The sequence below is a fragment of the Fibrella aestuarina BUZ 2 genome (genome assembly GCF_000331105.1).
GTDB lineage: Bacteria > Bacteroidota > Bacteroidia > Cytophagales > Spirosomataceae > Fibrella > Fibrella aestuarina.
Map to the genome: position 1 here is coordinate 6,689,129 of NC_020054.1, position 12,670 is coordinate 6,701,798.

Genomic DNA, 12,670 nt, shown 5'->3' on the forward strand with positions numbered 1-12,670 from the left:
TTGTATCGATTATAACGTGAGTAACGTGGTTAAGTCGATCTGCGTCAGGCCGTCGGCGGGAGGCAGCGTCGAGAAGCTGTTGGTCGTATACACATGGTCGAGCACGTTGGTCAGGGGGGCGATTCCCCGGCTGAAGATGCCATGCGATACGGCCAATGATACACTGGCGGGTTGCCGGGTACGTAGTTCAGCCGCTAGCCCCACGAACGTCCCGCCCCCGTCGCAGATGTCATCGACGATAAGGCAGTGTCGGCTCTGTAGGCTGTCAGCAAAGACGCGAAAGCCGGTGAGCGCGCCCGTTTTCACGTCGCGCTCCTTGTCGCCCACCACCACGGGAACCCCACCCAGGGCTGTCGACAGCTTGTGAATTTTCTTCAGCGCACCCGCGTCGGGAGCTACCAGACAGACCGTTTCACGATCGAACCGGGTGAGTACCTGTTCAATAAACGCCTGGTTGGTGATGACCTGCGCCCCGTTCAGCAAGGCGGGCGTCACGTCGGAATGCGGGTCGTAGACGTAGACCTGCTCGTATTGCTGCGCGTTGATGAGATCGGCGTATAGATGCACACTCAGCGGTTCGCCGGGTACCATCAGCCGGTCTTGTCGGGCCGCGGGGAAATAAGGCAACAACAGGGAGAGTTGCCGGTAGCCCGCCCGACGAAGGGCGTCGGTCGCTAACAGCAAGAGCATAAAATCGGCGGCGTTCTGTGCCCGCTGCGTGATGAGCACAGGCTCATGGGCCGCCACGCCCGACAAATCCAGCTTGATATGCGGTTCACCCCCGCTGAAAACAAAGGTCTGAAAGGGAATTGGCTCGGCAGCCATAGGGGTAAAACCGGGAGACAGGTGTAACGCCAGCATATCTTTTTGCGTAAATTCTACGCAAATGTAGACAAACCAAGTTTTCGACCAATCCATTTTGCGTAAATTTTACACATAATGAGCCAACGGTCATTTTATATCGAACAGAAACCCACTAGCGCGGAGGGTTTCGTAGCGGTTTTTGTCGAAGGCGTAGTAGGTGGCGGGCCTCCCTTTTTCGGGCGTAACTTTCTGCGGCTGTTCAACTAAAATATTGAAACTGAGCACTTTTTTCCGAAAGTTACGCCGGTCGAAGGGTTTGTTCAGAATAGCCGCGTAGAGGCGTTCGAGGTCGCCAAACGGAAACGTTTCATCGAGCAGGTTGAGGCCAATGGGCTCGTAGGTCAGTTTACCCCGCAACCGATCGAGCGCCCGTTGGAGAATAGCGGCATGGTCGAAGGCCAGCGGGGGCAGTTTGTTGAGCGCAAACCAGGCCACATCCTGCGCGTCGGTGCTGGCCTGAATCTGGAAATCGGACGGCCGCACCAGCCCCATGTACGCTACGCTGACAACGCGTTGCCGGGGATCGCGATCGACGGCCCCGAAGGTGTAGAGTTGTTCCAGGAAACGGGTCTGAATGCCCGTTTCCTCCCGCAATTCGCGCTGAACGGCCTCTTCCAACGTTTCGGTCGGCGCGACAAAGCCACCGGGTAAGGCCCATTGGTCTGCGTAGGGCGGGTATTTTCGGTTGATCAGCGCCACAAATAGCTGCCCATCGCGGTAGCCAAACACCACCGCATCGACCGTCAGCCGGATCGCCTCGTTAGGTACGTTCATACGAAGGTCAACTCACACCAACTCGTGTTAAGTTATGGTAACAAAGAAACAGAAGCGGGCGGCATTCTTTATCTTGCTCGAATGAAATCGCCTGCTTTTGCGTCGAACTCCGCGGCTCTCACTGCCTTTGGTGCGGTGGCCGCGTTCTGCACCTATGCCTGTATGTACGCTTTCCGCAAGGGCATCACCGCCGTTACGTTTGAGGGCATGGCGTTTGCGGGCATCAACTACAAAATCTGGCTGGTGACGGCGCAGGTGCTGGGCTACGCGGCCTCGAAAGGCATCGGCATCAAGATCGTGTCGGAGATGACGCCGGGGCGGCGGGCGGCGGCGATTCTGGCGTTTACGGGTTTTGCCCTGCTGGCGCTGCTGGCCTTTGCGCTGGTACCCGCCCCCTGGAATATTGTCTTTCTGTTTCTGAACGGCCTTCCCCTGGGCATGGTCTACGGCATCATGCTGGGTTTCCTGGAAGGCCGACGCCAAACCGACGCCATGGTAGCGGGGCTGACGGCTTCGTTCATTTTCGCATCGGGCTTCGTCAAAACGGTGGCGCTGACCATCAAGGCCAGTTGGGGCGTGTCGGAGTTCTGGCTGCCGTTCGTGACGGGAATGCTGTTTGTAGCGCCCATCCTGCTGTCGATTTATGCCCTTACGCGCCTCCCCCCACCGACCGACGAAGACCGCGCCCTGCGCACCACCCGCCAGCCCATGAACCGCCTCGAACGGCAATCGTTTGTGCGTGAGTTTGGGCCGGGGCTGGCCCTGCTCATCGGGAGCTACGTGCTGCTCACCGCCTTCCGCGACTTCCGCGACAATTTCGGACCGGAGATCATGAAAGACGCGGGCGTGCAGAACCCCGGCATCTTCGCCCAGACCGAAACGCTCATTGCCGTAGGCATCCTGCTCGTGATGGCGTTGCTCCAGCGCGTGACGGATAACTTCCGGGCATTTGCCCTGCTCAACGGCCTCATGCTACTCGGTGGAGTCACCGTGGGCCTCAGTACCTGGGCCTACACGGCGGGCAGTCTCCCCGCAGGTACGTGGTTTTTGCTGACGGGACTGGGGCTCTACATGGCCTACGTGCCCTGCAACGGCCTGTATTTCGAGCGGCTGGTGGCGGCGTTCCGGTACGTGGGGACGGTCGGGTTTATGGTCACGCTCGCCGACTGGTACGGCTATCTGGGCAGCGTGGGCGTGCTGCTGTACAAGAACTTCGGGCAGGGCACGATCAGCTACCGGCAGTTCTTTGTCTATGGCGCCTACACGCTGGCTATCATCTATGGCCTGCTGGTACTGGCCTCGTTTGTGTACTTCCGAACCCGCTACCGGCAAACGGCAGCCACCCAGCAGGTCGTGGGTACGTTGTGATTTTGTTTTATGCCTCGCTCTTTCGTTTCTCGAGCCAGTCTTTCACGGCGGGGCCGGTGCCGAAGGGCCACGGACGCAGTTCGGTGATCGGCGTGATTTTTACGGCCTGTAATTCCGTTTCGTCCATGACGATCTCGCCGGTGGCGCGCACGTGGTAGGTGAAAATGATTTCGTTGCGCTGAAAGAACGGGTAGATGCCCAGAAACTCGACGATCTCGACCTGGGTCAGCCCGATCTCTTCCTGAATCTCGCGCAGGATGGCGTCGGCGGGCGCTTCGCCGCGTTCCAGAAAGCCCGTCACCAGCCCGAACCAGTCGGCGGGCCAGCCGATGTTCTGGGTAAGCACCACCGTGTCGTTGTCATACTCGACAATGGCCCCAACCACGGGCAGCGGGTTGTCGTAGAAGACGTACCCACAGGGCTTGGAGCATACCAGCCGGTCGCGCCCGCTAACGACCTGTTGTACCAGTGGTGACGCGCAAACGGGACAAAAGTTGAGTTTCGGCATAAGGAGCGTTTTTCGAGGAGTAAAAGTTGTTACGCAGAGCTACGCTGAGGAGCATAGAGATTCGCAGAGATCTTTTTAGAGGAGAAGTAAGGCTCTGTGAATCTCCGTGCTTCTCAGCGTAGCTCTGCGTAAAAGCCCCTTACACCGATTCCCAGAAATTCTCGATCGCCATCAGGCATTCGTCGACGGTATTGGTCACAATCAGCAAGGCGCGGTTTTCGGGTTTCAGGAACCCATCGGCTACGCAGCGGTCGAGTTGCTGTAGCATCAGGTCGTAATAACCGTCGACGTTGATGATGGCGATGGGCCCGTCGTAGAGTTTAAGTTGCCGCCACGCCAGAATCTCGAACAGTTCGTCGAACGTGCCGTAGCCACCTGGCAGCGCAATGACACCTTTGGCCAGATGCACCATTTTGTACTTCCGCTCATGCATGGTTTCGACAAAATGGATCTCCGTCAGCGTTTGGTGGGCTACCTCTAGTTGAGCCAGAAAATTCGGGATAACGCCCGTCACTTCGCCGCCGTTAAGCAGCACCGTGTCGGCTACATTGCCCATTAGGCCAAATCCACCTCCGCCATAAATCAGGCGGATACGCCGGGCCGCCAGTTTCTGGCCCAGTTCAACAGCGACTTCCTTGTAAATCGGCTTCACCCCCGGCGATGAGCCACAGTACACGACAATGCTTTGCATAAAAGTTGGTGGTCATTAAGTAGTCATTTGGCTTCGCCGTCATTCGTCGTAAAAGACAATCACTGACGACGAATGACGGCGAAGCCAAATGACTACCTAATGACATTTTTTAAATCCAACCCGCCGAACGTACCTGAACTCATCATCAGGAATACATCGGCGGTTGTTTGGTTTTGGTGGAGAAAATTGGTCAGGTCAGCGGTTTCCGTAAAGACCGCCAGATCGGGTTTGTTGAAGGCCGCCCGGATGTCGTCGGGCGAGATCGGCTCCAGTCGTTTGATGGCCAGCGTGTGGGCATTGTAATACACCGCCGCGATGTCGGCCGCGTCGAGCGTGTGCTCATACTGGCTCAGAAACGCTTTATTGAGGCTGCTGAACGTGTGCAGTTCCACACAGGCGAGCAACCGCTTATCGGGAAACTGCGCTTTCACAGCTTCCGTCGTGGCCTCAACTTTGGAAGGGGCGTGGGCAAAGTCGCGGTACACGATCTGGGTATCGGTCTGCACCACCGTTTCCAGCCGACGAGCGGCCCCGGCAAACGTCTGGATGGCTTCATAAAACTGCTCGTCGGATACGCCCAGCCGGTCGCAGACGGCCATAGCTCCTGCAATATTTTTCATGTTGTGCAGACCAAACACCTGCAACGGCACCTCCGTACCAGAGGCGGTCGTCAGGTACGTTCGGCCGTCCCGAATCAGGTGCGGATGCGCATCGTAGGGCACTTTCTGCACGTCGGGCCGCTCTTTTTCGCCGATCACGTCGAGCAGGTTATCGGTTTCGTCGAAGAGCAGCACCCCGGCTTTGGGCATCTGGTCGGCCAGCAGCTCGAACTGATCGACATACTCGTCGTAGGTCGGGTAAATGTTGACGTGGTCCCAGGCGATACCGCTGATGAGCGCCATATGCGGCTGATAATGCAGAAACTTGGGCCGACGGTCGATGGGCGAAGAGGCATATTCATCGCCTTCGATGACAATCACGGGCGCGCCGCTGGCATCGCTGTCGCCGGTCAGTTTCACCATCGTCTCAAACCCGTCGATCTGCGCGCCCACCAGGTAGTCGAACTGCCGGTTGTTGTATTTCAGCACGTGCAGGATCATCGACGTGATGGTGGTTTTACCGTGGCTACCGGCAATCACAACCCGCTGTTTCTGGCGGCTTTGGGCGTAGATGAATTCGGGGTACGAAAAAATGGGTAGACCCAGCTCCTGCGCCCGGGCCAGTTCGGGGTTGTCGGCGCGGGCGTGCATGCCCAGGATGACGCCGTCGAGGCCTGCGTGCAGGCGGTCGGGAAACCAGCCCATCTGATCGGGCAGCAGCCCCCGTTGGGCCAGCCGGGTGCGGGCGGGGTCGTAAATTTCGTCGTCGGAGCCGGTGATGGTGTGCCCCTGCTGATGAAGCGCCATGGCCAGGTTGTGCATGGCCGAGCCTCCAATGGCAATAAAGTGATATGCCTGCGGCATGAAGGAACGTTTACAGGTTGCTATTTACAGGTTTCAGTTCGTCCGCTGTCACGGTGGGTGGCCCACAGGCAACGCAACGGCAAACTGTACACTGTAAACTTTTTTCCAGACGAAGGTAGCTACTATCTTCGTTTAGCGGATAATGAGTTCCCCACTGACTATGAACTGGAGAAACGGCCTGACGGCCGGATTGTTGGTATTGACTGGGTACGTTGGTTGGGCGCAGGCTCCGGTGGCTACCCCGCCTGCCTCGGCGTATAAAGGCGAAAACCTGGGTCCACAGGTCAATTCGATCTATAACGAGGGCAATCCGCTCATCAGCCCCGACGGTAAAACGCTGTACTACACCCGCGAAGACCATCCCAACAACACCAAGTTTGCCGACAAAGACAATGGCAGCGCCGACATCTGGTATTCGGAGTGGCAACCCAGCAATCAGTGGGGGCCAGCCCGGCGGATGGGCTCGCCGCTGAACCAGTTCAACCACAACGCCGTGTTCAGCATCACGCCCGACGGTAACACGCTGCTGTTGCGCGGGGCCTACGTGAATGGGCAGTACGAAACGCGCGGTTTCTCGATCAGCAAACGCACGGCGAGCGGTTGGGGTGTTCCCGAAAAGCTGAACATCGCTAACTACGAAAAGCTGAGCAAAGGCCAGTTCGATTTTGCCTACCTGACCGTCGACGGTAAGACGCTGCTGCTGTCGTTCAGCGAAAAACGCAATGGCCTGAAAGACGACCTGTATGTATCGTTTCGGCAGAAAAATGGCTCGTGGAGCGAACCCATGAACCTCGGTGCCGACGTGAATACCGACGACTTCACGGAAACGACGCCGTTTCTGGCGCCCGACGGGGTCACGCTGTATTTCTCGACCAACCGGCCCGGCGGGCAGGGCGACAACGACGTATGGGTAACGCGCCGCGTCGACAAAACCTGGAAACGCTGGTCGAAGCCGCAGAACCTCGGCCCCAGCGTGAACACCGACGGCTACGATGCGTATTACTCCATCTCGGCGCTCGGCGACAACGCCTTTCTGACCACCTTCAAGGGCGTTCAGGGCAAAGGCGGCGATATCGTCCGGATCAACATGGTACAACCCACGCCCCCCAAAGGCGCAGCCGACTCCACCACACTAGCTCAGAACGACCCGACCAAAAACGGCGACCCGATCTCGCGCCCTGACCCAGTGGCGATGATTTCGGGCACGGTGATCGACCAGAAGACGGGCCGTCCCATTGCAGCCGAGATTATCTACAGCACCTTGCCCGACGGGGCCGAAGCCGGCCGCGCCACCGCCGACCCAGTTACGGGGCAATACAAGATTGTGTTGCCCTACGGCCAGAAGTACACCATGCGAGCCGTCACACCTGATTACATCGCTGTGGGCGAAAACGTCGACCTGACGAACAAGCCCACCGGCCCAGCCACGGCCATGCTCGAGATCAAGGGGAAGGAGTTGAAGATGGTGCCGATTCTGGAGGGGGAAGTCGTCCGGCTGAACAATGTCTTTTTCGACACGGGTAAAGCCATTCTACGCGACGAATCGGGGCCCGAGCTCGACCGGATTGTAACGTTGCTCAACGACAAACCCAAACTCGTAATCGAGGTAGACGGGCATACCGATAATACGGGCTCCAACGAGATCAACAACAAACTTTCGCAGGACCGCGCCGACGCCGTGCGCGAATACCTGATCGGCAAGGGCATCGAACCTGACCGCGTCGCCAGCAAAGGCTTTGGCGAAACCAAACCTGTAGCCACCAACGACACCGACGAAGGCCGTCAGCAAAACCGCCGCGTCGAGTTCGTGATTCTGAAGAAATGAGTATCACACTAGCGATAGCTCATTGGACGGGCTACTGACCGAATTACCCACTGATTAAGCCAACCCGGCGTATGCGACTGACCGCTTCCGTCGGATATTTGCGGGCATGTGGCAAATCTGGATTGATACGGGCGGCACCTTCACCGACGGCCTCGCCCTCGACCCCACCGGCACCCTACACCGAACCAAAGTTCTCAGCAGCAGTCGGCTGCGGGGGCAGCTTATCGACGGACGGCTAATCGCGCCCTGGCTCGTAGCCCCGATTTTCGATGGCTACACCCTCCGGCTGGTCGACACCGACGAAACGTATCCGGTTCTGTCGCTAAGCGTCGACGGCCATCTGCAACTGGCCGGGGGAACGTACCCAGCCAACGCTACGGTCGAGTTGTATACGAGCGAAGAAGCCCCCGTGCTGGCAGCACGTCTGCTTACTCAAACGCCGCTGAGTCAGTCCTTCCCAGCACTGGATATGCGGCTGGGTACCACCAAAGGTACCAACGCGCTGCTCGAGCGGAAAGGCGGGCGCGTGGCGTTGCTCGTCACGGAAGGCTTCCGCGACCTGCTGCTCATCGGCACTCAGCAACGCCCAGACCTCTTCCAACTCGCCATTCCGCCCGCCGACGTGCTGTACGACAGCGTACTCGAAGTACCAGAACGCATCGCTGCCGATGGAGCCATCATCCAGCCCCTCACCGACGAAGCCATCGCCGACCTGATCGCTCAACTGCACGACGGTCGGCCCGACGCCGTGGCCGTGTCGCTACTCAACGCCTATCAGAACCCCGATCACGAACGCAAGCTGGCCGACGCACTTGCGGCTGCCGGTTTCGCCATCGTTACGCGCTCGACAGCCGTATCGACAGCACCTGGGTACGTGTCGCGCACCCAAACGACGGTGGCCGATGCGTACCTGACGCCCGTGTTACGAACGTACCTGACCAACGTCCAAACGCAGTTGGGCGGCCATCCAGTCCGGCTCATGACGAGCGCGGGCGGGCTGGTGCGGGCCGATCTGTTCCAGCCGAAAGACAGCCTGCTGAGTGGGCCGGCGGGGGGCGTTATTGGTGCCGCAGCGGTTGCGCCAACTGACACTTTGTTGACGCTCGATATGGGCGGTACCAGCACCGACGTCGCCCGCATCGTCGATGGGCAACCCGATCATCGATTTTCGACTACCATCGGCCCATTTGAGTTGCAACTGCCTTCGCTGGCGATCGAAACGGTAGCGGCGGGGGGCGGCTCGATCTGCTGGTTTGATGCCCTGACGGGCCAACTGCGCGTTGGGCCGCAGAGCGCGGGCGCTACCCCCGGCCCGGCCTGTTACGGTGCCACGCCATCAGGTACGTTGCCCAGCCTCACGATCACCGACATTAACCTGTTGCTGGGGCGGCTGCATCCCCGGCAGTTTGGCATTCCCGTGTTCATCGACAAAGCGCAGGCGGCGCTCGACGCGGTGGTCAAGCAGGTGAGTCAGGCAACGGGCGAGCCAGCCGATCCCCTTGCTTTGCTGCACGGGTTTGCCAGCATCGCCGACGAAACGATGGCCGGGGCCATTCGTAAAATCTCGGTGGCGCGAGGGTTCGATCCGGCGCAGTACAGCTTGCTGGTGTTTGGCGGCGCGGGTGGCCTGCACGGTTGCGCGGTAGCCCGCCTGCTGGGTATGACCCGCCTGATACTGCCATTCGACGGCGGCCTGCTCAGCGCGTATGGCATCGGTCAGGCGCAGATTGAACGCCGGGCGAGTCGGTCGGTGATGCGGCCACTTTTGTCGGTGTCTGACCAATTGAGTAGCTGGTTCGACGAGTTGACGAAGCAGGCCACTACTGAGTTGCGCCAGGATGTTGCTCAGGAAACGGCCGTGGGTACGTTAGCCCGAACCGCGTTTTTACGGCTGCAAGGCCAGGAAGCGACGGTACCGGTTGCTTTTATCGGCACGTTGGAAACGACGTTTCGAGAGGCCTATGAGCAACGCTACGGGTACGTTCCCGAAAACCGGGCAATCGAAGTAGAAAGCCTCCGGGTAACGGTGGGTACGTTGCCCCCTGCTACCGATACGCCCCCTCCGCTCCCGACGACGCGCCCCGCACGCCCGGCCTTCCAGACCGACCAGTACCCCGCCTACGACTGGACCCAACTCCAACCCGGCGATACCTTCAGTGGTCCGGCGCTATTGCTCAATACCACCTCGTCGGCCTTTATTGACGAAGGCTGGTTACTGACTATTCAGCCGGATAAAACAGCTGTCGCGGCCTGGCGAGGTACGTTATCCAGACAGGCTGGAAACCACGCCAATGAGGTTATTCAGCTGGAACTGTTTACTCAGCGATTCCGGGCCATTGCCGACGAAATGGGTGCTCAATTGCAGCGAACGGCCTTTTCGGTCAACGTAAAAGAGCGGCTCGATTTCTCCTGTGCCCTGCTCGACGCGCAGGGGCGGCTGGTGGTCAATGCGCCGCACATTCCCGTGCATCTGGGCAGTCTCGGCATCTGTGCCCGGCTGGTGCTCGACAAACTCGCGCAAGATGGCACGCCCCTCGGCCCCGGCGACGTTGCCATTACCAACCACCCAAAATATGGCGGCTCGCACTTGCCTGACGTGACGTTGTTGCAGGGTGTATACGACGAGCAGCAACGCCTTATCGGGTACGTCATCAACCGGGCTCACCATGCCGAAATTGGCGGTAAAACGCCGGGGTCCATGCCGCCCGATGCCACGTCGCTGGTCGAAGAGGGCGTGGTGCTGGTCCCGCAGTTAATTATCCGGCAAGGGAAATTTCAGTGGGAAGACGGGCTGGAAGCGGCGTTCACACAGGCAATGTACCCAACGCGTGCGCTGGCCGAAAACCGGGCCGATCTGGAAGCCGCCATTGCCTCGCTCCATTCGGGCGAAACGGCCCTGCAAGCGCTGGTTCGGGCACACGGCCTCGACGTTGTTCACCACTATATGAGCCGGTTGCAGCAGTCGGCAACGGACGCCATCCGGGCTGTACTCGCGCCGTATGACGGCCAGACGTTCGAAGCCACCGAAACCCTCGACGACGGACACCCCATCCAGGTACGTATGGCTGTTACGGACCAGACGCTCACGATCGACCTGACAGGCACGGGGTCGGTGCATCCCAACAACCTCAACGCCAACGTCTCCATCCTGCATTCGGCGGTGCTGTATGTGCTGCGGCTCTGGGTGGGGCAGCATGTCGACGCCACCAATATTCCGCTCAACGAAGGCCTGATGCAGCCCGTCCGGTTTGTGCTGCCCAATTCGTCGCTGCTGAACCCGATTTTTCCCGACGAGCCTACGCAATGCCCGGCGGTAGTGGGGGGTAATACCGAGGTAAGTCAGCGGCTGGTGGATACGTTGCTCAAGGCGCTGGGGCTGGCGGCGTGTAGCCAGGGCACGATGAACAATTTCCTGTTTGGCAATGACTCGCTGGGCTATTACGAAACCATCGGCGGCGGCGCAGGGGCCACACACGGGCAGGCGGGCCGGTCGGGCGTGCATCAGCACATGACCAACACCCGCCTCACCGACCCCGAAACCCTTGAACGCCGGTATCCGGTACGTCTGTGGCGGTTTAGCCTGCGCCCCAACTCGGGCGGGGCCGGGCAATGGCGCGGGGGCGATGGGCTGGTGCGCGAGCTTGAATTCCTGGCACCCATGCAGGTCACGCTGGTGAGTCAGCACCGCACGGTAGCGCCCTATGGCCTCAACGGGGGGCTACCCGGCCAACCCGGTCAGCAAACGCTCATCGAGCCGGATGGCACCGAGACCGCGTTGCCCGGCCTGTTTTCCCGCCGCCTACACACTGGCGAGCGAATCCGGCTCGAAACCCCTGGCGGTGGCGGAGTTGGTAGTGATGAACGATGAGCGGTAAGTGACAGCAGCCAGTCCGTGTTGGTGTCTGACGGCGATGCTGGCATTAGCTGACTCACCGCTTATCGTTCATCACTCATCACTACCTTTGTACTATGATTGAGCAATTAGAAGCCATACGCGAACGCTTCAATGAAGTGGGGCAGCAGATTGTGCAGCCCGAGGTGGTCTCAGACCCCAAACGCTTCATGAAGCTGAGCAAAGAATATAAGGAACTCGACCGGATCGTGCAGCAGTACGTGTCGTATCAGCAGGTGCTGGCCGAAATCGAAAACGCCCGCCAACTGATCGCGACCGAGAAAGACGAAGATTTCCGCGAACTCGCCAAAGAAGAACTGGAGCAACTGCAACCTCGCCGCGATCAGCTCGAAGCCGATTTGAAGGAGATGCTGATTCCGAAAGATCCCAACGACAGCCGCAACATCATTCTGGAAGTGCGCGGCGGTACGGGTGGCGACGAAGCGGCCATTTTTGCGGGCGACATCTTCCGCATGTACCAGCGTTTTTGCGACAAAATGGGCTGGAAAATGTCGATCGTCGACTTTACAGAGGGCTCATCGGGCGGTTACAAAGAAATTGTGGCCGAAGTGGAAGGCGAAGACGTCTACGGCAAGATGAAATTCGAGTCGGGCGTGCACCGGGTGCAACGCGTACCGGCTACCGAAACGCAGGGGCGCATTCACACGTCGGCAGCCAGCGTGGCGGTACTGCCCGAAGCCGAGGAGGTCGACGTAGACCTGAACATGAACGACATCCGGAAGGACACGTTCTGTTCGTCGGGCGCGGGTGGTCAGTCGGTAAACACCACCTACTCGGCTGTGCGGCTGACCCACATCCCAACGGGGCTTGTGGTGCAATGCCAGGACGAGCGGTCGCAGCTGAAAAACTTCGACAAGGCGCTGACGGTACTACGGTCGCGGCTCTACGAAATCGAGTTGCAGAAACACAACGACGCCATTGCCTCGCAGCGTAAAACGATGGTAGGCAGCGGTGACCGGTCCGATAAGATACGTACCTACAACTACCCGCAAAGTCGCGTGACTGACCACCGCATTGGCATGACGGTCTACAACCTGCCTGCCGTAATGGATGGCGACATCGGCGACTTTATCGAGCAACTGCGCATCGCCGAAAACGCCGAACGTCTCAAAGAAGGCGCTGGCGCGTAACGGAACAGTCGATCCTATACTGATCTACGACAAAGCTGAGCAAAGCACAATGTCAGACAAGGAACTGGATCAACTCCTGATTGCCAATGATCTCGCTTAAGCAACAAAGCCCGGACGCGAGCTTACCTGCTCCG

9 protein-coding genes are annotated in these 12,670 nt (G+C 59.2%); 4 read left to right on the plus strand and 5 right to left on the minus strand.

Going from position 1 to position 12,670, the window contains the following annotated elements:
* Positions 1 to 9 precede the first annotated feature (9 nt).
* Positions 10 to 825: a ribose-phosphate diphosphokinase gene (gene prs / locus FAES_RS27755; RefSeq protein ID WP_198409041.1), complete on the minus strand. Its 816-nt coding sequence runs from the start codon at positions 823 to 825 to the stop codon at positions 10 to 12.
* A gap of 126 nt (positions 826 to 951) precedes the next feature.
* A complete protein-coding gene (locus tag FAES_RS27760) occupies positions 952 to 1,638 on the minus strand; it encodes an NUDIX hydrolase (protein ID WP_015334533.1) in 687 nt (228 codons plus the stop codon).
* An 81-nt stretch (positions 1,639 to 1,719) separates the two neighbouring features.
* Here FAES_RS27760 and FAES_RS27765 point away from each other — a divergent pair, with 81 nt between their 5' ends.
* Complete coding sequence (locus FAES_RS27765) at positions 1,720 to 3,006, plus strand: DUF5690 family protein (RefSeq protein WP_015334534.1); 1,287 nt, start codon at positions 1,720 to 1,722, stop codon at positions 3,004 to 3,006.
* A gap of 7 nt (positions 3,007 to 3,013) precedes the next feature.
* Here FAES_RS27765 and FAES_RS27770 read toward each other — a convergent pair whose 3' ends face one another.
* From FAES_RS27770 to FAES_RS27780, 3 genes are all read right to left on the minus strand, one after another.
* Complete coding sequence (locus FAES_RS27770) at positions 3,014 to 3,514, minus strand: NUDIX domain-containing protein (RefSeq protein ID WP_015334535.1); 501 nt, start codon at positions 3,512 to 3,514, stop codon at positions 3,014 to 3,016.
* A 139-nt stretch (positions 3,515 to 3,653) separates the two neighbouring features.
* Positions 3,654 to 4,205 (minus strand): LOG family protein, encoded by a 552-nt coding sequence (locus tag FAES_RS27775; protein WP_015334536.1) that lies wholly within the window; start codon positions 4,203 to 4,205, stop codon positions 3,654 to 3,656.
* Between the two features lie 92 nt (positions 4,206 to 4,297).
* Positions 4,298 to 5,668 carry a UDP-N-acetylmuramate--L-alanine ligase gene (locus FAES_RS27780; RefSeq protein ID WP_015334537.1) on the minus strand — a complete coding sequence of 457 codons (1,371 nt, stop codon included), beginning with the start codon at positions 5,666 to 5,668 and terminating at the stop codon, positions 4,298 to 4,300.
* Positions 5,669 to 5,828: 160 nt separating this feature from the next.
* Between FAES_RS27780 and FAES_RS27785 the strand changes: the two genes are divergently transcribed.
* The 3 genes from FAES_RS27785 to prfA all read left to right on the plus strand — a co-directional run bounded on the left by FAES_RS27785 (position 5,829) and on the right by prfA (position 12,536).
* Positions 5,829 to 7,493, plus strand: coding sequence for an OmpA family protein (locus FAES_RS27785; protein ID WP_041258449.1), 1,665 nt, complete (start codon positions 5,829 to 5,831; stop codon positions 7,491 to 7,493).
* A 106-nt stretch (positions 7,494 to 7,599) separates the two neighbouring features.
* Complete coding sequence (locus FAES_RS27790) at positions 7,600 to 11,361, plus strand: oxoprolinase family protein (RefSeq protein WP_015334539.1); 3,762 nt, start codon at positions 7,600 to 7,602, stop codon at positions 11,359 to 11,361.
* Positions 11,362 to 11,462: 101 nt separating this feature from the next.
* A complete protein-coding gene (gene prfA / locus FAES_RS27795; RefSeq protein WP_015334540.1) occupies positions 11,463 to 12,536 on the plus strand; it encodes a peptide chain release factor 1 in 1,074 nt (357 codons plus the stop codon).
* The last annotated feature ends 134 nt before the right edge of the window (positions 12,537 to 12,670 follow it).